The sequence below is a fragment of the Rhizobium sp. BR 362 genome, assembly GCF_036528765.1.
Classification (GTDB): domain Bacteria; phylum Pseudomonadota; class Alphaproteobacteria; order Rhizobiales; family Rhizobiaceae; genus Rhizobium.
Genome location: NZ_JARWGH010000008.1, coordinates 144,544 through 164,218, shown reverse-complemented (window position 1 = coordinate 164,218; position 19,675 = coordinate 144,544). Strand labels below are relative to the sequence as shown.

The following is a 19,675-nucleotide window of genomic DNA, read 5'->3' as shown; positions in this document are numbered from 1 at the left end:
GAGACCCAAAATGTCCATTACCGAAACCAAGATTGATCGCCGCAACTTTCTCGCGTCGTCCCTGGTCGGCGCGGTCGCTTTGAGCATTCCGTTCACTAAGCCGGTGCGGTCGGCCGCCGCGGCAGGCGACGCGGAAATTCGCCCCTTCAGTTTCGAAGCGTCGAAGGTGTCGCTTAGCGACCTGTACGCGCGTATACGCGCGACCAAGTGGCCGGAACGCGAGACCGTTGGCGACGCTACGCAAGGCGTGAACCTCGCCACGATGAAGAAGCTTGCTGACTATTGGGCGAACCACCACGACTGGCGTAAGGCCGAGAAGGCAATCAATGCTCGGCCGAACTTCATCACCAAGATCGATGGGCTCGACATTCACTTCATCCATGTGAAGTCGAAGCATCCCGATGCCCTTCCGGTCATCATTACGCATGGTTGGCCGGGCTCCGTCATCGAGCAGCTCAAGATCATCGACCCTCTGACCAATCCGACCGCCTATGGCGGGACCGAGGCGGATGCCTTCGACGTCGTCATACCGTCGCTTCCCGGCTACGGCTTCTCCGGCAAGCCGACCAAGACCGGCTGGGATCCTCAGCATGTCGCGCGAGCATGGGTCGAACTGATGCGGCGTCTCGGATACACGCGTTACGTCGCCCAGGGCGGTGATTGGGGAAATGCGGTCACCGAGCAGATGGCGCTCCTCAAGCCGGCAGGATTGATCGGCGTTCACACCAACATGCCGGCCACCATTCCAGGCGACATCGCCAAGCTTCTGCCCGGTGGCCCCATGCCGGCAGACCTCTCGGCCGACGAACGCTACGCCTGGGAGCAGCTCGCATTTTTCTATAAGCATGGGCTCGGCTATGCGCAGGAAATGGCAAACAGGCCGCAGACGCTCTATGCACTCGCCGATTCGCCCATCGGACTGGCAGCCTGGATGCTCGACCACGATGATCGCAGCCGCGATTTGATCACGCGCGTCTTCGACGGCGCCCACGAGGGACTGACGCGAGACGATATCCTCGACAACATCACCCTCTATTGGCTGACGAACACCGCCGTCTCCTCGGCACGCCTGTATTGGGAGAGCAAGCTTGCCTTCTTCCAACCGAAGGGCGTCGAGTTACCGATGGGCGTCAGCGCGTTCCCCGACGAGATCTATACCGCGCCGGAAAGCTGGGCTCGCAAGGCCTATTCGCATCTCGTTCACTACAATCGTCTGCCGAAAGGCGGCCATTTCGCCGCCTGGGAACAGCCGCAGCTCCTGACCGCGGAACTGCGCGCGACCTTCCAGACGCTGCGTTGAAGCGGCTCATTCCGCCGCCAAGGAATTTATGAAGGCCTCACACATGAGGTCTTCATAAATCAATCGAGGTCACGAGCAGGGCTCCTTCACAATTGGGCCGAGGGTGCGTGACCCATCCAAGCTGCGCTTCACCGGCTTCTTCCTTGGCGCCTGCACCGGCGACCTTGTCTCCATCGATATCGGTGTGAGAGCCGAGCATGAGCGGAGTCTCGTCGGCAACGCCGACGGGCTTCCATATGCCGAAAATATTGCCGATGCGGTCGACGGCAAGTTCTAGCCCAGCCCGCTCGATCCAGGAGACGAACTTGCCGCGACCCAGCTTTTCGGAGTCCGTGGCGGCGAGACGGGTGAGTTGACCGGGCCATCGCGGCCGATGTTGCCGAGTTCCGCCAGCCGGCCAAGCAGCCGTTCGGGATTGATCGAGTTGACGCTCATCCTGCGATCCTTTCTGCATTCCTCGACAGCACTTCCGACGGCGTTGCTCCGACGAGCTTTTGATAGAGGTCCGGATCGGTCGCGCCTTCGGTGTTGATCAGAAATATGCGCGATGTCGCGCCGAGACCGATCTTGTCGCGCAGTCCCTTGTCGGAGGCCAAATTCAGAAGGGCGGCAAGCCCGACGCCGCCGCTTTCGCCCGCAATCATCGCAGGGTCGGAACCCTTAGGATTGGCCAGAAGCTTCATGGCCGCGATATAGCACTCGAGCATCGCCATCACCGTGGCTTCGCCATGCTCGACCCTCACCGGATGGCCAGCACATGCGGTCTCGAAAAGGCAGGCTGCGCGAGACGGATCGACGACGATGAAACAGGGGCGAGCGTCCCCGAAAAGGACGGAGAAATGGCCGGCCACGGTCGCGGCGATACCTCCGACGCCGGCCTGAACGAACACATGGGTCGGCGGCTCCGGCATCTGCCGAAGCGCTTCGCTGAGGAGGGCGGTGTATCCTTGCATGACAAGGCCGGGGATGCGCTCGTAGCCGGGCCAGGACGTGTCTGACACGGTGATCCAGCCCTTCTCTTCGCCAGGAAATTACGGTGTTCGTGGAAGTGGAGATGAATAACGAATATCAGGACATGCATGATCAGGCCAAGAAGGCCTTCAGCGAAGCGCCCGAGGTGCAGCAGTGCTACTACGTCACCGGTGAGGTGGACTTCATTCTCTTGGTCGTCGTCCGGACGATGGCGGACTACGAGGCCATGACCAGACGTCTGTTCTTCGCCAACAACAACGTGAAGCGCTTCCGCAGCTTCGTCACCATGGACAGGGTGAAGGTTGGCCTGAACGTTCCCCTCGATATTCGCCGAGACCGTGCATAAAGGCGCGGCCTGCATTCGGTGGCTGCCTCCTGGAAAGCTGGTCAAAAAGGAAGACGGTGAATGCACCTTTGCAAAGTCGACGATATAGTCGCGGACCACGAGGCGCTGGCGCAACGGGGCGTGTTGTTGCTGCTCCGTTCATCCGTCGGCGGCTCAAATCGCCTTGCCCGATAAACGCCGATATGTCGGCGCGATCAGGAACACGATGAGGAAGAGATCATGAGTAATCATTTGTTCGACGCGATCCGGAATGCGGGGCGGGGCGAGGCGGTTTTCATGGAGTTGGCAAGCGGACGGACATGGACCTATCGACAGGCCCTGTCCTTTTCTGCTCGCCTGGCGCACGCGATTTCGGCGCTTGGCGTGCAGGCAGGAGACAGGGTCGCCGTACAGGTCGAAAAGAGTGCCGAAGCCCTGATGCTTTATCTCGCCTGTATTCGGTGCGGGGCCATCTACCTTCCGCTAAATACCGCGTATACGCTGGCAGAACTGGAATATTTTATCGCCGACGCCGAACCTCGGCTTTTGATCGTCGCGCCGGCGGCGAAGGAGGCCGTTTCACCGATTGCCGCGGTTTACGGCGCCGTCGTGGAAACTCTGGATGCCGACGGCGGCGGAACGTTGATCGAAATCGCCAACGGCAGAACGGACGATTTTGCCCAAGCCCATCGTGGCGCGGATGACCTTGCGGCGATCCTGTACACATCCGGAACCACCGGTCGTTCGAAGGGCGCGATGCTCACGCATGGAAACCTGCTCTCCAATGCATCGACCTTGTGCGACTATTGGCACTTCACATTGGCCGACCGGCTCATACACGCCTTGCCGATCTTCCATACTCACGGTCTCTTCGTCGCGACGAATGTGACGCTGCTGGCGGGCGCCTCGATGTTCCTGCTTCCGAAGTTCGATCCCGAGGAAGTCATTTCGCTGATGGCGCGATCGACAGTGCTCATGGGCGTTCCGACCTTCTACACGCGGCTCCTGCAAAATCCGCGCCTCGACAAGGACGCTGCCGCGAACATGCGTCTTTTCGTATCGGGTTCGGCCCCGCTGCTGGCCGACACCCACGCGGATTTCCGCAGCCGTACCGGTCATGCGATCCTGGAGCGTTATGGAATGACGGAAACGAACATGAACACTTCGAACCCCTACGATGGCGAGCGTGTTGCTGGCACCGTCGGTTTTCCCTTGCCGGGCGTGAGGGTTCGTGTCGTCGATACGGCGGCCGGAAAGCCGTTGCCTGCCGATGAGACGGGCATGATCGAAATCAAAGGGCCGAACGTGTTCAAGGGCTATTGGCGCATGCCGGAAAAGACGGCCGCCGAGTTCACGCCGGATGGCTTCTTCATCACCGGTGATCTCGGAAAGATCGACGAGCGGGGCTACGTCCGCATTGTCGGGCGAAGCAAGGATCTCGTGATCTCCGGCGGATTTAACATCTATCCCAAGGAGGTCGAGGGGGAGATTGATCAAGTCGAGGGCGTGCTCGAAAGCGCCGTCATCGGTGTCCCACATCCGGACTTTGGCGAGGGCGTAACGGCTGTCGTGGTGCGCCGGCCTGGAGCATCGGTCGACGAAGCCGCAGTGCTAAAGGCGCTCGCTAGCCGGCTTGCGCGCTACAAGCAGCCGAAGCGAGTGATGTTCGTCGACGAACTCCCGCGCAACACGATGGGAAAGGTCCAGAAAAATGTGCTGCGCGAGCAGTATGCCGGTCTGTTCGTGAACGATTGATGCTCGGAGCCCGAGTTTGGCAAGGGTTTTTAAAGCCTCATCGCTGTGTGTTCGACGGAGAATATCGGCCGTTTCCAGTGCAGCGCTGCTCCCAGCAAGCATTGACATGAAGGCTGGAGAGCAACATGCCGAGACTGCAGGTCGGTTAGCCGTCGCTATCGCTCAGCGACTACCTTATTCGCTGAAGGGTTTACGCTGCTTTGTTGCGGTGGAGGGCATTTCGCCGAAGGATCTGCGATAAAGCGCTGCGAAGCGCCCCATATGGGAGAAGCCCCAACTCTGCGCGATTTTCGCGATCGACAGAGATGTGGTGGGATCCATCAGCGCGTTGCGAGCCCCCTCCAAGCGGATTGTCCGCAGATAATTGAGGGGCGTCGTGCCTTTGAATTGCTGAAAGGCAGCCTGTAGCGATCGAATGCTTGTGCCGGCCGCCTCTGCGATATCGGCGGTGTTCATTGGCGACGCGACGTTGGCGTGCATATATTCGATTGCTCTCTTCAAATGTTTGGGTATCGCCGGCGACGCTAATTTTGCGAGCCGTCCCGAATAGTTGTTCGGGACCGTTTCCAACAACATGATCATCATTGCATTCAATAGGTGTTCGATGAGCATTGATGGGGGATGGGCAAAAAGGCTTGTGTCCAGACAACTCCAAATGAGGGTACCCAGCATCGCTATCCGGGCGCCTCTTGCGGTCGTCAGACCAATTTCACCTGTAAAACTTATATCGTTGACAACGGGGGCGTCCAGCAAAGTGCTCAGTTGCCGGATCATGGCGGACTTTTCGCATGCTATGCCGATATGGCCGAGGTCTACATGGGGTGTCAGCGTCTCGAAGCTTGACATGTCGCATATTAGAACGCTCGTCGGCTTCGAAGTGTCCTGTCTCTCGCTCGTTCTTATTGCTCTCGTATCCGCAAATGGGATGTAGAGTACAAAGACGTCCGGTCCGTCCGAAAGTTTCGCTTTTATTTCGGAATGACGTCTTCCGTTCCAGATTCTGTAGTGCCCGACGTGGTAATGCCGGTCTTCGGCAGAAATCCACGCGTTTCGGCGTAACGCTTCCATCATCAATTGCGTCACGGGCCATGCGGAGAGCTTGGACCCTTTGTCGAACTTAAACCCGAAACCCACATGATTTACGTACCTCAGTATTACCCTGCGGAATTGGAAGCGGCCAAGACCTATCCATAGATAAAGGGATTGCGCGCCAGCGAATCCGGTTCCGCATATGTGGGATTGAGTGTCGTTTCGTACAGCAATCCGATATACGCCCTGCGTATTTGATATCCGCTTAGCGCAAAATAATCTGCTCGCACGTGCAGCATTTTCCTCGTGGCGGACTGATGGCGCGGTACATCGCCTGATTGCGGACCTGAAAATCTTTAGCACCGTGGTCTCGGCAAAAGCAGCTGCGACGCGGTTTTCGTGGATTTGAAAGCAACCGTCGGCGGCATCGAGCTCCTGCTCCGACGCGATGCGCCGCAGCGTGAGCGAGACTTAACCGCCGACCCCGGTCGGATATCCAGGCCGGCCGATATTGTCGGGGAGCTTGCGGCTTCGTAGGCAACAAGATTTGCCATCCCACAAAACGGAACCGCTACGCCGCCGATGCCTGTTCGATGGTGGCGAACATTTGATCGAGGTTGAGGAAGCAGACCATGCTGTGGTCGAGTGGGATAATCCCATACGAGAAAGTAGGGTCGAACTCGGTGCCGAAGTCCGGCACCGGCTGGATTTGTCCATTGCCGATCGACAGGATGTCCGACACGCGATCAACCACCAGGCCGGTCGTGCTTTCTCCGACCTCGGCAACGACGATGGCGCTGCGGCTGGTGTGCACGGAGCTGTGCACACCGAGCTCGGCTGTCGGACGGACCGGTTGAAGTCCTGGCGTGGCGCCTCGAAATCCGGCGCGAAGGCCTCGTTGATTTGGAAAGCGACGCCAAGTTTTCGGACGCAAAGCGCAACCGTTCGGCTTCCTGCTCGGTGCGGCGCTGCACCTCGGCGCGCTCGGCCTCCTGGTGACCGCGCGAGGCGGCCGCCTCTTCCTCCAGACGCCTATTGGCGACGGCGTTCTGTTGAAAGACCTTAACGGCTTCACACATGGCACCTATTTCATCCCGGCGCATCTTGAAGTCGATATCGACACTTGTGTCGCCGTCAGCAAGTCGGCGCATCGCCTCGGTCATCATCTTCATGGGCTTGGCAACGTCAATCATCAATACGATCGCCGATGCGAACAGGACGAAGATGACGCTTGCGCCAATGATCAAGGAGACAGTTTCGGCGCTTGAAACGGCGGCCGCTAACGCTGTTTTTGCTTCCTCCGTAAAGTGACGAGCGTTCTTGATGGAAGCCTCTGTTGCTGTGCGCGTGCGCTCCATGACCTGGTCCATATCCGCCGCAGGTACGACCGCCAATGCCGCATCGGTCTCCGCCTGGCTCAAGGAAGCACCATTCCTTTTCGCCATAGCCGCCATCAGAGCGGAGGCTCGCTTTGCGATAAGGCCTTCATACTCGCGCATGCCATTGCGGATGTCTTTCAAGACATCCGGCTTCAGAGCGATATTGATGGGCTGTTCAAGACCATCCCAGGCCTGTTGGCTGCTCGTTTTAGTCTGGTTTAGCGCGGCTTCGACATTCCGAGCGGTCGTGCCGGAGCCGACTTCATTGGAAGCCGCCTGCATTTCCGAGAGATACGGCGGCAGTCTGAATGCCATTGAGAATCGTTTGCTCACGAGAAACGCCGGCATTCGCCGAACCGATCTCACCGCTGGCTATCTGCTGATCTATGAGGATGCCCGCGATCAGTACAATTCCGATACCTTATGAAAGCGCGAGCTTTGTGCCAATCTTGAGGTTTGCCAGGAAGGATATAGTCGAAATCCTTTCTGTTTGAGCGTCGGCAGCCTCCTCCCTGCCGCCGTGCGCCTTGAATCGTTTTTCGTTAGTGATGAAAGAGCGCGCAAGCCCTCACGCCTTTTGCACGGCTCGCCCGTCTGTGTTCACGGCATGGTCCGCCATGGCATCGATGTCGTGCTTCAGCGACGTACAAAGCGCCTCCAGGTAGTTCGTCGCGCGAATGAGAAGCTCACGTTTGTTCGTGAACAGGAATTCAAGTTCTTCATCTTTTTCCCCCTCTGTAGGAACGAGGTCGTTTATGGTGCGCTTTGCTTCACAAATGCCCGGCCATTCACGCAGGGCGAGCGCGAGTTCTTATCAATGATGGTCGAACCGCTGCACAGCGCCGTCACCAAAACCATCATGGATAGGTTTGCTGCCGATCATCTTCGCCTGACCAGAGGCGAACTGCTTTGCTTGAAGCTCGCCAGTCGCGGTTTGACGAGCGAGGAAATCGCAAATCAATCCTGCTACACGTTGGAAACGATCAACAGCTATCTCAAATCGGCGACCCGGAAGCTCGGAGCGTCCAATCGGGTCGAGGCGGTCGCAGAAGCGATAAGAAAACGCTTGATTGATCGCGCGGCATGCGACTCTGACTATCCCGATTGCGCTTGTGTTGTCCGCACAACGCAGCATAGAAACGCATCGTTCTGGTTTTTAAGAATTTGTTGACCCCCTGGCGGTCCTGTCAAAAGCGCTATGATTGACTTTCGTCCCGATGCGGTGCGCTCAGCGTGCCGCAGCAAGGACCCGGTCGGGCAAGTGCGTTCCTCGCGGTGCGCAGCCGCGGGATGATCCCGCTCAAATCTCTGAACTGTGCGGCGCGCGGAGTTATCCGCCTCGCGGGGCCCGTCCGGAAGGCGGGCGTATCCGTAGACACAGATGGGACACATGCATTTGAGCGTTCGAAAGCGGGACTAGTCGATCTCCCGCCCCGACGCCTTTTTAGAGTAAGACGGTGAATCGATTAATTAAAGTTGTCCTGCGTTATTTCTGTTCGCTCGGTAGTGATCGCAAAGGCAGCATCGCCATCATGACCGCCATTTGCCTGCCGGTCGTCCTCGGCTTCGCAGCACTTTCCATCGAATACGGTTACGGACTTTTGGTGCGTGACCAGAACCAGCGCACGGCGGATCTCGCTTCCTATGCCGGCGCACTTGCCTACAGCGATACGAACTCCGAAGATCAGATGAAGGACGCCGCGCTTCCGGTGGCGGAACTCAATGGTATCGATTCCGCAGATGTTACGGTATCGCTGACGAATTCCCCCCAAGGATGCGCGCGCTCAAGCGGTGCATGTGAACGTGACCACCACGGACACGCTTTTCCTGGCGCCTATTCTGGGCGTCAGTTCCAAACTCGATATTGCAGCCGAAGCCTATTCTTCCCTGGGGTCTGCCGAGAGTGGCTGCATCATCGCCCTGGACAAGTCTGCATCGGGCGTGACCCTGTCGGGTGGGGTGCAGGTCAACGCAAGCAATTGCTATGTGGCCTCCAACAGCAATCTGGTTGCCCCCTGCGGCACGAAGATCACCGCAAAAAGCGCCACCTACGATGAGGGTTCTTCGCAGCCTTGTCCCTGGACGGCGAACATCGTTCAATCGGACGGCAACTCGGCCCCGATCACCAAGCAGTACACCAGCGATCCGCTCGACGGCAATGATGGGGTCAGTGAACTGACCGGCCGTTTTGACACAATGCGCAGCGCCTCGTGGCCAAGCAAGGCCAAGGTAAGCAATGGCCAGGACATCGAATTCGGCGGCAATTCCTCTCCGAAAGATACTGCGGCGGCGATCGAGGCCGCAGGATGCACCTATAACCCGGCCAACTACAATCAATATTGGACGACGAAATGGGACATTAGCTGCTCCGGCTCGAAGATCAGCATCGGTTCGCTCCTTGTACACGGCAACATGCAGGTCAATTTCAATACTTCCGGAAACAAGAACACGACCTACAACTTCTCGGGCAGCATCCAGAATGATTTCGGCACAAAGCTGGTCTTTGGCGATGGCACCTTCAACGTTGCCAAGGGGGTCTACGGAGCTGACCTGACGTTCGGAGCCGGCACCTTTCATTTCGGCATGGGCGACCAGAGTTGCGGAGACGCGCGTTACAGCCTCTGCAGCTCGGGGAAACTTACCATCGACGGGCCGAGCACCTTCACCTTGGACGCTGGCTTCTATACGGGCGACGGTGCTACCCTGAAACTCGGAGCGGGCGCGACCAATAGCTATACGATCGGCAAGTCCAGCGGCAGCAACGGAATCCCACTGGGCGGCGGGTCGGTCACTTTCATGGCGGACGCCAACGCAGGAACAGGAAGTTTCCGCGTCGACGGCGGCATCAACGGCGGCGGAGGCGGCAGTTGCATCACTATTCCCGCTAGCGCCCAGCACGACATTTCCGGCAGCGTTAACTTGGCAGGCGGTGCCAAGCTTGGAGCCGGGATTTACACGGTCGATGGCTATTTCTCCGTCAATACGGGCGGCGCAAGTTGCGGCAATTCAGTCGCTGTTTCCGGAACCGACGTCACGATCGTCATTTCAGGCACAGCCACGCCTTCGGATTGGGAGTGCAACGAAAAGGCATTCTGCCTGACCGGCGGCAATGCCATCACTCTTACCGCACCTCAATCCGGCTCCAATGCAAATTTGGCGGTGATTGGTCCGCAGTCGTCGAGCAATACCAAAGGCGCAGAGATCACCTCCGGCGGCGTCGGCAAGATTTCTGGCGCATTCTATTTTCCGAACGGGATGATCGACTTCGGCGGCGGTGGCTCCTTGGGCAATGTTCCAGGCGGCTGCCTTCAGTTGATCGGCGCGAGCATTTCATTGTCGGGTGGCTCCCAGGCGCTTTCGGAATGCGCCTTGTCCACCAGCAGCGGGAAGGTGGCCTTGATCCAATGAGATTTGGTCCGTTCATCATGCAGAAAATCAGCTTCAACATATTTCGTCAGGCGAATGCCCTGAAGCAGGACGTGAGTGGCAACGCCGCCATCGAGTTCGCGATCCTGGCTCCGATCTTTACGCTGATCCTGGCCGTGAGCTTCGACATAGGCGCGCTCGTTTTCGCCCGCTTTCAGTTGGAAGCCGCGATCTCCAACAATGCGAGTTACGCCATCGTCCATTCCGACCAGATCGATGGCAAGAGCGACAATCAATTGGCCAAGAGTCTCGCCCTCATGATCGCTGGCCAATTCACCTCAGGCGACGCAAGTGCTTCGGTCGTCGTCAATGACGGCGTGCAGGCCAGCTATGACGGCGCAATCGTCAAGATCGACGGCACCCCTGGCCCGACAGGTGCCTGCTATTGCCCAAAAGGCATGGCGTCCTCTTTTAACTGGGGCTCTCAACAGACCTGCGGTTCCTCCTGTCCCGATGGCGCGGTGCCGGCAAGTACGTCGTGATGACAGCGAAACAGGCATATGCTCCGATGTTTTCCGGCTATGGTCTTGCCGAACACGGTTATATTTATGCCAGCGCGGTGGTGCAGACGAAATGATCCGCGACCTGCGCAGACTTTGGCACGCCCGCGCCGGCGCGAGCGCCGTGGAATTCGCTCTGGTGGCGCCGCTGTTCTTCCTGATGCTGTTCGGCATTATAGAGTTCGGCCGATTATTCTGGGCGAGCCACGCCCTTCATGAAACAGCAATCGCGACTGCCCGATGTATGGGCCTCCCGCAGCTCGAATGCGAAGACGGAGGTCTACAATGCTTCCATGGCAATCGCCTTTGCGCAGACCAAAGCATCGGGCTGGCTCATCAATCTCGATGCTTCTTCGATCACGCTCAACAAGGATGCGAGCTGCTACGGTCTGGAAGGTTTTTCGCAGGTCAAAATCGCCTATCAGTTCGCGACCGTGCTCCCCAATCTTCTGTCTTCGATGGCTGGTGGAACCGATTTGACAGCGCAGGCATGCTACACGAACCATTGACCCTACCGACAGCGGGTCCCGCAAAGACGATGACCCAGCTTTCCACAATTAATGCGCTATATGGCAATTTGATACCACATTTTCCGGTTGCTGCACGCGTACCCTCAACAGCCGGGTGGCTACCAAGCATATAGTCCGCTGATGCAGACTCCTTCGATATCGATTTTCAATTTTTCCACCTGATATTCCCCGAAAAGGATCGATTTCAGGCTTGGGTGGGGGACAATCATTGCGATTGCAAGTTGCGGGACGAGAATTCAATTTCCTTCAATGCGGAGGCAACCGGTGCTCCCCTTGGTCCGCTTATCATATCGGGCAGGAAGTGGCTCGATCAGGGCCGGGCTCCCGCCTATGAAATCCGCAGAACGGAAAGACTTGCCGCATCGACGGCCATGATTTCTTCCGGTTCAGCCTGATGCTAAGGGGTCGATTGATTTGCTGGTCGACAAGCCAAAACCCCACCAAAACCGCCGGCGATCTGTTCGTCGTCGATGCTGCGCAAGTCAACGAAAGCCTAGTCGAGGCGGATGACGTGATTTCGCTTCTGGTACCCAGGGATTTCCTGACGGGACGAACGGAGCGCCTGCACGGGCACACGCTGTCAAGCGGCGCGGCGCGCCTTTTAGGCGACCATATGATCTCGGTGTACCGAAATCTTGCCAATCTGAAGCAGCATGAAATTAGGTTTGTCGCGCAATAGCGTGCAGCGGTTTTGCGACGGCGACATGCGAAACCAGGGCTCTAACACGTCAAGAGCAAATCTCGGAGATCGCGATCGCTTTAGGCCACCGCCATGATTACGTGTGCCTGAATTTTGGCTGCCACATCGCTGCTACCATGTTTCGCTGCGATCGCGGATGCAACATAGTCGGTCGCGGCCTCCAGGCTTCCCGCTTCTCTAGCCTCTATTTCGTTGCGAAGAACTGTCCCCTGACAATAGGCGACAGCCGGTAGGCGGGGCGATGATGCTCGGCTTTGTTCGGCTCTCGTTTCGATCACCACATGCGAGAAACCGGCATCCTCCAGCTCGGCACGGATCAGCTCACGGTCATGATAGCCGTGCGGCGTGCGCGCCAGAAAGCGCGGCGGATGGTTCGGAAAAATCTCGGCGAGCGCATGGGTCACATCATCCGCAAATACATTCTCCTCGATGCGATCCCATACGCTGAACAAAAAATGCCCTTTAGGCTTCAGAACCCGCTTTGCTTCGCGATAGGCAGACGGGCGGTCGGGAAAGAACATTGTTCCGAACTGACAACAGACGAGATCGAAGGTCGCATCTTCAAATGGCAGCGCCAGAGCATCGGCCTGGCGCCATTCGATGCGGTTGTCGGGAGCTTGCCGCGAAGCGGCGTAGTCGATCATCGGCTGGTTAAGGTCGGTTACGACATAGCGTGCATCGGGAGATAGTTTGGGCGCCAGCGCGCGGGTTACGACTCCCGTTCCCGCAGCTATTTCCAATACGGCGCCTGGCGCCAAGGACGCTGCGCGCTGCGCCAGATCTGCGGCGAAGGCCTCGAAAATCAATGGAACCATATAGCGGTCGTAGTTTTCCGGAATCGAGCCCGCGAACACCTTGTCCGTTTCCAACATCGCTGACACCCGCTATGCGTTCGATGGCTGACGAGATTAGCACGGATTGCCCGGGTCGGCCATCAAGCCTTCCCTGCCGAATAAGCCGTGCGGTGTGTCACGATTGATCAAGGTACCCGAACGAGCAGATGGCGGGTTGAGATGAACTGCAGCAATGGCTATCTGCTGCTAACCCCAAAACGACACTTCGCGAACCACAAGGCCCATCTCCCGCATGATCCCAGATTTCCTCGTCACCCATTCCGGCGGCTTTCATGCCGACGAACTGCTGTCCAGTGTCATCCTGACGCGGCTTTTTCCGAACGCTCGCCTGATCCGTAGCAGGGCGCTGGAATGGACGACGCCCGGCGAAGACCGCATCATCTACGATGTCGGCGGCCGATATGACGAGGCCGAGCGGATCTTCGATCATCATCAGCGCGGCGCACCGCTGCGGGAGAATGGCCAACCCTACAGTTCGTTCGGATTGATCTGGAAACATTATGGCCGTGACTATCTTGCGGCGTCGGGCCTTCCCGAAGGCAATATCGAGGCGCTTCATGCCTCTTTCGATGCCAGTTTCGTGCTGCCGATCGACCTGGTTGACAATGGCGCGCTTAGCCCTTCCATCGCAGGATCGCTGGCTGGGCTCACGCTGCCCGCGCTGCTGGAAACCTTAAAGCCGGTTTTCGACGAGACGAATCCCGAGGCCGAGGATCGCGGCTTCCAAAAAGCCCTTGTCATTGCCAGGAGTTTTGTTGAGGCAAGGATTGCCCAAAGCGCCGCCAAGTTGCGGGCCGAGGCGCTCGTGCTCCAGGCCATTCTGGATGCAGGCAACGGCCGCATTCTGGAACTGCCAAGGGGGATGCCGTTCCGCCCAGCCATCGTCAAGGCAGGCGCCGATCACCTGCTGTTTGTCGTTCACCCGCGTGAAAATGATTGGTGCCTGACCGGTATCCGCCGTGCGGATGAGGGGTTTGAACTCAGAGCAGACCTGCCCGCCGCCTGGGCAGGCCTGACCGACCATGATCTCGCCGCGGTTTGCGGCATAGAGGGCGCGACCTTCTGCCATAGCGGCCGCTTCATCGCTGCCGCCAACACCCGCGAGGCCGCGCTCGCCATGGCCGAGTTGGCGGTTGCGGAGGCGATCCAGGGATGAAATCGGTGTGAGGCTCGAGATCAGCAAAGCAACATAGCCAAGGAGGCGTGCGCGCGGTGCCAGAGGCGGCGCGCGAAACGCCGTGCCTGTCCGGAGTTGATCCAAAGCGCATTTGCATCCGAGCATCGACGCTTGCGGTCGGGTTATACATTTCACGAGTGACTATCCACAAAGCGCATGAAAAATACACGTTAATTTCTTTGTTTAAGAGTTCTCAATTTCTGGTTCACAAATAGCGACTTCAGCTATGAAAGCGTAAATGATGTCCTGAAATTATATGGCCAATGTGGCGAAAGTCGGCGGCGCAGATCAGGAATAGCCGGGTGACAATATGCTTTTCTCGCCAACCTGAATATCAGAACAAAATACTTTCCGTCGTTTTGCCATTATGTGCGGTGGGGATCGCTGACTTGCCATGATGTCCGTCAATTACAAGGATGCGGACAACAGATACTCCGATTTTAACGCCCACGACAACTTCGCGTCTATTAAGGCGGCGCAAGCCAGCCAGCGGTTGATGGCACTTGGATACGATCTATATCAAGTCATCAAATATAAGCCAGAAACCGACGACTTTAGGCGTGCACAGGCAGATTATAAGGACAGTACCTCGCGGCTTATGATCATCCTTGACGATGCGATTAGGCTTATCCCCGATCCGGCGACTGAACTGGAAAAATTCAGGAAGCAGGCCGTCGATATAGTCGCAACGACCGACAAGGGGTTAGAGTTCGGGAGATAGGATCTCGACGACCAGGCTTACGAGCAAGCGGCGATCGCAGATGACAAGATCGCCACTACCATCAGTCGGATCCGGCCCTTGGGAGGGCACATACGTGTCGGTTTCGAGAACAATCTTTTCACGGTAAACGGCAGTTTGGCTTCGTCGGACGCCGATCTGGTGCGCGACACGGTGTCAGCCCTTCAATGTTTGGAGCTCCGGCCATAGCGGCTGCGTGAAGTGCGGCCGGGAGCAAGGCGTTGCTCTTAGCCAGTCTCCGAAAGTTCCTTATCCTTCGCACGGCAAAATTCGATCAACTGCTGCGAGGTCATTGGTCGTGCCAGGGCATAGCCCTGCAGCAAATGGCAGCCAAGATCTTTCAGGATCTTCGCATGCTCCATCGTCTCCACGCCCTCGGCAACGATGTCGATGTTTTGTGAGCGGCCGATTTCGATAATCGAGGAGACGAGACGGCGTTGAGACGGAGACGTGACGATCGGGTTGATGATTTCCCGATCGATCTTCAGCCTTCTTGGCTCGAATCTGAGCAAACTAACGATGCTGGCATGCCCGGTGCCGAAATCATCGATCTCGATTTCAATGCCCAGCTCTTTGATTGCGGGAATTATCTCATTGAGAACAGGTTGGAAATCGTCGAACGAGATGGTCTCAAGCAGTTCGAAACACAGTCGGCCCCTCGCCAAGGGAAGTGCCGCCAGCTCGGCAAGCAGATTTGTCTGCGCGAGCCGCCGCGCCGAGATATTTACGGAGACGCGCGGGATGTGCATTCCCAGGCTGTCCCATCTCGTAAGCTCGAACAACGCCTTTTGCAGGATCAGCCTGTCCATGTCGCCGGAACGTCCCAGATTTTCGGCGACGGCAAGGAATTTATCCGGGCCGAGCAGACCTTTTCGCGGATGATCCCAGCGGGCAAGCGTCTCGACGCCGGCAATTTCCAAGGTGTTCGCGTTAAACTGCGGCTGGAAGAATGCAACGAGTTCATCGCGATCGAGCGCATGATTGAATTCGTTTGCCAATTCTTTCGAATGGATGGCGGCGCTGCGAAGCTCTTCGGTGAAGATAGCAGCCCGGCCGCGGCCCGTCTGCTTTGCCTCGTACAGCGCCAAATCGGCGTTTAGAAGCAATTGGCTGAGGTCCCGCCCGCGCGCACATTCAGTTTCCCAGGCGACGCCAACGCTTGCACCGACAACGCATTCCGAACCATCAATGAAGAGGGGTTGCTCGAGCGTGGCGACAATCTGTTGGGCCAATGTGTTTGCTTTGGACTCGGGAGTGTTGCTCCAGCTCGCGAAGATGAACTCATCTCCGCCGATCCGGGCCGCTACGTCATTCGGGCCGGCCAGATTGGCAAGACGCGAAGCCGTTGTCTGCAGGACTGCGTCGCCTCCGGCGTGCCCTTTCGTGTCGTTGATCTCCTTAAATCGATCGAGATCGATATGGATGAGTATCAGACAATCCTCTGGGCCGGGTCTCGAGGGTTGCGAGATCATCTGGTCAACAAATCGTCTGTTAGGGAGCCCCGTCAGTGCGTCGTGCAGCGACAGGTACTCCAGCCTTTGCCGTGCCCGGACGAGCTTTTTCTTGTGAAGGCGAAGCTTCTCGATGGTTTTCTGGCGTGATTTGGTCAGAACGCCAACCCAGACAATCGGTGCAACGACGCAAAATGACAAAAGGCAGGCATAGAGTTCAAAAGTGGCAATGCCTTTATTTTGACCCCATCCGCCCTTGGGCAGCGCGCCGAGGGTCCATCGGCCATAAGTCATATCGACCGATGCCACGACGGGCCGCTTCGAAAAGGTTTCCAGGCCGCCGAGAAAAACCTGTTTGGTCAAGCTCGGCTCCGGTACCGTGCTGATGGCGATCTCAAGGTCGGTCGATCCAAGGCCGCTATCTTGGTAGAGCCTTGGTATGTCTACCACTCCCGAAAGAAGGCCCCAAAAGACCTGGCTTGTTCCGTCATTGACATAAACTGGGCATCTGACCAGGAAAGCAGTTCCACCCTGGACAAGTTCAACGGGGCCGGTCAGAACGATATTGTGGGTGTTGCGCGCCAGCATCGCGCTGTCCCGTTGCTTTTCGTTCGTTCGATAGTCGAGCCCTACTGCCTTTTCGTTTCCTTTTTCAGGGTAGACCCACTTGACCACCATGCCGGGGGCGGCAGCGAAGCTTCGCAATTGTGAATCGGGCTGCAAAATCTGTGCGGCAAGTTTGGAAAAAGCGTCCTGCTCCATCTTCGGATTGACTGCAATTCCGGCCGCCAGGCCTTGCAAAAGCTTCACGTTACTATTGAGATTTGTCTGAAGCCGAGATGATATGGTGGCAAGCTCACCGGCAACGATTGCCCGTTCATTGGCCAGCGACCGCTCCAGCCGCCAGTTCGTTGCAACATAGACGACGATTACTGCAATAGTTGCCGCAAATATTGCTGGAGCAAATGCGCTGGTGTGCCCTATCGCAGAGCTCGCGAACCCGCCTAATATTTTTGGTTTTCTTCGAAACTTCATCAGGTTGCCGGTATAGAGAACAGGCGGGCATCCTTGCACAGTTTCTTTAAAGCAACGCTAAGCCGATTTTCTCTGCTCAAGCTTGGAGCTCCGCAGCGAAAATCGCCTGCGAAACCGAGATGGCAGGATCGAAAGCAATCGGTTCCGCAGGTGTCGGTTCGGCTCCGGTCGATGCCGTGCTGGCCGAATCCCGGTCGCCGCCTTACCGGCAGCGACGAGGACTGCCGGTGCGTAGCTGCGACGAGCACGTTGGTTTTGCCGCCCGGAATTACTACTTTCCGTCAGCGTTTCCCGATTGTTGTATCGCGGTCTTCAGCACACCTTTCTGCAGATCAGCCTCATCGGCAAGAATAGAGGCGGCCTCGTTCAGCAAGACGTCCTTGACGTTCTTGCGCGCATTTTCAATGGCAATATCCGCACTCAGGCTGCGCTCGTTTGCCTGCAGGCCATCGTCGTCACCAGCGTTCACCCCATCGTTGATTTTGTCGCCCGATTTGTGACGATTTGCCTGGGCAATCAGTTCGTTGCGACGCTGCGTCTCATTGAGGGAGACAACCCGTTTGTCGCGCTGCGCCTTCAAGTCTGCAACGTCCGCCATAAAGCGTTGGAAATCCGGATTGTCCTGCACCCGGGCATCATGGCGGCTTTGCAGCTCAGGTAGAAGCGCCTTTATGTCACCCGAAGGTTTGTAGTTTGCGGGTTTGACTTGGGTCCAAGGCAGAGCGTTGTCGAAACTCGACTCGCCAAAGGTCTTGAGATCCGAAAGACCCGGCAGGCTGATATCGGGCACCACGCCGCGTAGCTGCGTCGTGCCGCCATTCACCCGGAAGAACTGAGCGATGGTTACTTTCAGCTCGCCGAATTTTGGTTTGAGGTTATGAGCCACCTGATCGAGATTGACCACGGTCTGCACGGTACCTTTGCCGAAACTCGGTTCGCCGACGATCACGCCTCGGCCGTAGTCCTGTATTGCCGCGGCAAAAATCTCCGAAGCTGACGCGGAGCCGCGATTGATCAGCACGCTGACGGGACCAGCCCATACGGGAGCCGAGAGATCGTCTTTCGCCACCTCCACGTCGCCATCTGCATTGCGCTGCTGAACGACCGGACCCTTGCCAACAAACAGGCCAGTCATATCGATCGCCTCGGACAATGAACCGCCGCCATTGTCGCGCAGGTCAATCAGGACGCCGTCGACCTTGTCCTGCTTCAGTTCGCCGAGGAGTTTGGCAACGTCGCGGCTGGCGCTTCGGTAATCCTTGTCGCCCTTTCGCCGTGCTTCGAAGTCCTCGTAGAAGGCGGGCAGCGTAATCACGCCGATCTTGCGCGTGGCATCGCCATCCTTTACCGGCAGGATCGTCTTCTTGGCCGCCTGTTTGTCGAGGCTGATCTTGTCGCGCACCAGGCTGATGATGTGATGCTTGCCATCCGGTCCGGCGTCCGCCGGCAAGATGTCCAGGCGCACGACCGAACCCTTTGCCCCGCGTATCATCTGCACGATTTCGTCGAGGCGTGTACCGACCACTTCCTTTATCGGGCCGTCCGCACCCTGACCGACGCCGGTGATGCGATCCCCGACGGCAAGCTTGCCGGACAGTTGTGCCGGGCCGCCAGCCACCAGCTCGCGGATCGTTGTATAATCATCCCGTTCCTGCAGCACTGCGCCGATACCAACCAGCGAGAGCTTCATTGAAATATCGAATTCAGCCGAAGCGGCGGCGCCGAAATAGTCGGTATGCGGGTCTATCGATGTCGTATAGGCGTCCATGAACGTTTGGAAAACATCATCGCTCTTGTACTTATAGGCGCGTTCCAGGGAATTTTCGTAGCGTTTGTCGAGCGTGTCGCGAATGGCGGCATCGTCTTTGCCAGCAAGCTTCAAACGCAGCCAGTCGTTCTTGACGCGCTTGCGCCACAAGTCATTGCTTTCCGCTTCGGATTGCGGCCAGGGCTCATTGTCGCGGACGAGAGGATAGTCTTCCTGAACGCTGAAGTCGATCTTCTGGTTGAGCAGACTGCGCGCATAACTCATGCGATCGACGACCCGCTGCTCATAAACGTTGAAAATCGAAAATGGAATCTGCAAGTCTTCCTGATTGATGGCGTCGTCGATCTTGGCGCTGTTCGCCATGAACTTGTCGATATCGGCCTGAAGGAAGAGGACACGATCCGGATCCAGAGATTTGATAAACCGGTTCATGATCTTGGCCGACAAGGCATCATCAAGTGGAACGGGCTTATAGTGGAAACGGGTCAGAAATTGCGCGCTCAGATGAGCCGCTTGCGCCTGCTGCTGTAGCGGCGCCAAAACGGGTGGTGAGCCGGTTTCCAGCGCATATGCCGAAGGGGCAATTGCCAGGAACACCCACAGGAAACCGTGTCGTATACGCATTAAGCTTCGATCCAAATTGTCAACGTTGAGTCTTTAATGTGTGATGTTCGTGGAACAATTATGGTTTTTTGGCAATAAACGAACATGCTCGGTCTAAAAGCGCGTTTCACA

Annotated in this window: 15 protein-coding genes and 5 pseudogenes; 12 read left to right on the top strand and 8 right to left on the bottom strand. The window is 57.3% G+C overall.

Features of this window, described 5'->3' with window-relative positions:
* Positions 1-10 precede the first annotated feature (10 nt).
* The gene (locus QDY28_RS14520; RefSeq protein ID WP_331382378.1) at positions 11-1,300 is read left to right on the top strand and encodes an epoxide hydrolase family protein; all 1,290 of its coding nucleotides are present in this window, start codon (positions 11-13) and stop codon (positions 1,298-1,300) included.
* Positions 1,301-1,478: 178 nt separating this feature from the next.
* Here the strand turns inward: QDY28_RS14520 and QDY28_RS14515 are convergent.
* Together QDY28_RS14515 and QDY28_RS14510 are read right to left on the bottom strand one after the other, a co-directional pair.
* Positions 1,479-1,735: pseudogene (locus tag QDY28_RS14515) on the bottom strand (Zn-dependent hydrolase); the annotation flags it as partial.
* Positions 1,732-2,322, bottom strand: a pseudogene (locus QDY28_RS14510) (pyridoxal-phosphate dependent enzyme); the annotation flags it as partial. The pseudogenes QDY28_RS14515 and QDY28_RS14510, both read right to left, overlap by 4 nt.
* Between QDY28_RS14510 and QDY28_RS14505 the strand changes: the two are divergent.
* Positions 2,319-2,618, top strand: a pseudogene (locus tag QDY28_RS14505) (Lrp/AsnC family transcriptional regulator); the annotation flags it as partial. The pseudogenes QDY28_RS14510 and QDY28_RS14505 overlap by 4 nt on opposite strands.
* Before the next feature lie 219 nt (positions 2,619-2,837).
* The gene (locus tag QDY28_RS14500; RefSeq protein WP_331382376.1) at positions 2,838-4,352 is read left to right on the top strand and encodes a malonate--CoA ligase; all 1,515 of its coding nucleotides are present in this window, start codon (positions 2,838-2,840) and stop codon (positions 4,350-4,352) included.
* 174 nt (positions 4,353-4,526) lie between these two features.
* On the opposite strand, the gene QDY28_RS14495 is transcribed toward QDY28_RS14500, so the two are convergent.
* The 3 genes from QDY28_RS14495 to QDY28_RS14485 all read right to left on the bottom strand — a co-directional run bounded on the left by QDY28_RS14495 (position 4,527) and on the right by QDY28_RS14485 (position 7,075).
* Entirely contained in the window at positions 4,527-5,198 is a 672-nt protein-coding gene (locus QDY28_RS14495; RefSeq protein ID WP_331382375.1) for an AraC family transcriptional regulator, read from the bottom strand.
* Between the two features lie 754 nt (positions 5,199-5,952).
* Positions 5,953-6,195, bottom strand: a complete 243-nt coding sequence (locus QDY28_RS14490; protein WP_331382374.1) for a chemotaxis protein CheW — start codon at positions 6,193-6,195, stop codon at positions 5,953-5,955.
* On the bottom strand, positions 6,128-7,075 hold the full coding sequence (locus QDY28_RS14485) for a HAMP domain-containing protein (RefSeq protein WP_331382373.1): 948 nt from the start codon (positions 7,073-7,075) through the stop codon (positions 6,128-6,130). The genes QDY28_RS14490 and QDY28_RS14485 overlap by 68 nt, the downstream gene beginning before the upstream one ends.
* Before the next feature lie 175 nt (positions 7,076-7,250).
* On the opposite strand from QDY28_RS14485, the gene QDY28_RS14480 reads away from it, so the two are divergent.
* The 6 genes and pseudogenes from QDY28_RS14480 (at position 7,251) to QDY28_RS14455 (ending at position 11,195) form a co-directional block, all read left to right on the top strand.
* Positions 7,251-7,931, top strand: coding sequence for a helix-turn-helix transcriptional regulator (locus tag QDY28_RS14480; protein ID WP_331382372.1), 681 nt, complete (start codon positions 7,251-7,253; stop codon positions 7,929-7,931).
* Positions 7,932-8,292: 361 nt separating this feature from the next.
* Positions 8,293-8,355: pseudogene (locus QDY28_RS14475) on the top strand (hypothetical protein); the annotation flags it as partial.
* A gap of 202 nt (positions 8,356-8,557) precedes the next feature.
* A complete protein-coding gene (locus QDY28_RS14470) occupies positions 8,558-10,168 on the top strand; it encodes a hypothetical protein (protein WP_331382397.1) in 1,611 nt (536 codons plus the stop codon).
* Positions 10,165-10,668 (top strand): TadE/TadG family type IV pilus assembly protein, encoded by a 504-nt coding sequence (locus tag QDY28_RS14465; protein ID WP_331382371.1) that lies wholly within the window; start codon positions 10,165-10,167, stop codon positions 10,666-10,668. The genes QDY28_RS14470 and QDY28_RS14465 overlap by 4 nt, the downstream gene beginning before the upstream one ends.
* A pseudogene (locus tag QDY28_RS14460) lies at positions 10,640-10,867 on the top strand (TadE/TadG family type IV pilus assembly protein); the annotation flags it as partial. The gene QDY28_RS14465 and the pseudogene QDY28_RS14460, both read left to right, overlap by 29 nt.
* 34 nt (positions 10,868-10,901) lie before the next feature.
* A complete protein-coding gene (locus tag QDY28_RS14455; protein WP_331382396.1) occupies positions 10,902-11,195 on the top strand; it encodes a pilus assembly protein in 294 nt (97 codons plus the stop codon).
* Between the two features lie 780 nt (positions 11,196-11,975).
* Here QDY28_RS14455 and QDY28_RS14450 read toward each other — a convergent pair.
* Complete coding sequence (locus QDY28_RS14450; RefSeq protein ID WP_331382370.1) at positions 11,976-12,788, bottom strand: class I SAM-dependent methyltransferase; 813 nt, start codon at positions 12,786-12,788, stop codon at positions 11,976-11,978.
* A 214-nt stretch (positions 12,789-13,002) separates the two neighbouring features.
* On the opposite strand from QDY28_RS14450, the gene QDY28_RS14445 reads away from it, so the two are divergent.
* The 3 genes from QDY28_RS14445 to QDY28_RS14435 all read left to right on the top strand — a co-directional run bounded on the left by QDY28_RS14445 (position 13,003) and on the right by QDY28_RS14435 (position 14,875).
* Positions 13,003-13,926 carry an MYG1 family protein gene (locus tag QDY28_RS14445; protein ID WP_331382369.1) on the top strand — a complete coding sequence of 308 codons (924 nt, stop codon included), beginning with the start codon at positions 13,003-13,005 and terminating at the stop codon, positions 13,924-13,926.
* Positions 13,927-14,341: 415 nt separating this feature from the next.
* Positions 14,342-14,668, top strand: coding sequence for a hypothetical protein (locus tag QDY28_RS14440; protein ID WP_331382368.1), 327 nt, complete (start codon positions 14,342-14,344; stop codon positions 14,666-14,668).
* A gap of 33 nt (positions 14,669-14,701) precedes the next feature.
* Positions 14,702-14,875 (top strand): 3-keto-5-aminohexanoate cleavage protein, encoded by a 174-nt coding sequence (locus tag QDY28_RS14435; RefSeq protein ID WP_331382395.1) that lies wholly within the window; start codon positions 14,702-14,704, stop codon positions 14,873-14,875.
* Between the two features lie 38 nt (positions 14,876-14,913).
* Here the strand turns inward: QDY28_RS14435 and QDY28_RS14430 are convergent, their stop codons facing one another.
* Both QDY28_RS14430 and QDY28_RS14425 read right to left on the bottom strand, forming a co-directional pair.
* The gene (locus QDY28_RS14430; protein WP_331382367.1) at positions 14,914-17,172 is read right to left on the bottom strand and encodes a bifunctional diguanylate cyclase/phosphodiesterase; all 2,259 of its coding nucleotides are present in this window, start codon (positions 17,170-17,172) and stop codon (positions 14,914-14,916) included.
* A gap of 271 nt (positions 17,173-17,443) precedes the next feature.
* Positions 17,444-19,564 (bottom strand): carboxy terminal-processing peptidase, encoded by a 2,121-nt coding sequence (locus tag QDY28_RS14425; protein ID WP_331382366.1) that lies wholly within the window; start codon positions 19,562-19,564, stop codon positions 17,444-17,446.
* Positions 19,565-19,675 lie beyond the last annotated feature (111 nt).

Bases quoted from the DNA above. Each gene is read 5' to 3' on its own strand.
- QDY28_RS14450 (WP_331382370.1), bottom strand. From the start codon at position 12,788: ATGTTGGAAACGGACAAGGTGTTCGCGGGCTCGATTCCGGAAAACTAC.
- QDY28_RS14445 (WP_331382369.1), top strand. From the start codon at position 13,003: ATGATCCCAGATTTCCTCGTCACCCATTCCGGCGGCTTTCATGCCGAC.
- QDY28_RS14485 (WP_331382373.1), bottom strand. From the start codon at position 7,075: ATGGCATTCAGACTGCCGCCGTATCTCTCGGAAATGCAGGCGGCTTCC.
- QDY28_RS14430 (WP_331382367.1), bottom strand. From the start codon at position 17,172: ATGAAGTTTCGAAGAAAACCAAAAATATTAGGCGGGTTCGCGAGCTCT.
- QDY28_RS14455 (WP_331382396.1), top strand. From the start codon at position 10,902: ATGAAACAGCAATCGCGACTGCCCGATGTATGGGCCTCCCGCAGCTCG.
- QDY28_RS14520 (WP_331382378.1), top strand. From the start codon at position 11: ATGTCCATTACCGAAACCAAGATTGATCGCCGCAACTTTCTCGCGTCG.
- QDY28_RS14495 (WP_331382375.1), bottom strand. From the start codon at position 5,198: ATGTCAAGCTTCGAGACGCTGACACCCCATGTAGACCTCGGCCATATC.
- QDY28_RS14500 (WP_331382376.1), top strand. From the start codon at position 2,838: ATGAGTAATCATTTGTTCGACGCGATCCGGAATGCGGGGCGGGGCGAG.
- QDY28_RS14425 (WP_331382366.1), bottom strand. From the start codon at position 19,564: ATGCGTATACGACACGGTTTCCTGTGGGTGTTCCTGGCAATTGCCCCT.
- QDY28_RS14440 (WP_331382368.1), top strand. From the start codon at position 14,342: ATGATGTCCGTCAATTACAAGGATGCGGACAACAGATACTCCGATTTT.
- QDY28_RS14465 (WP_331382371.1), top strand. From the start codon at position 10,165: ATGAGATTTGGTCCGTTCATCATGCAGAAAATCAGCTTCAACATATTT.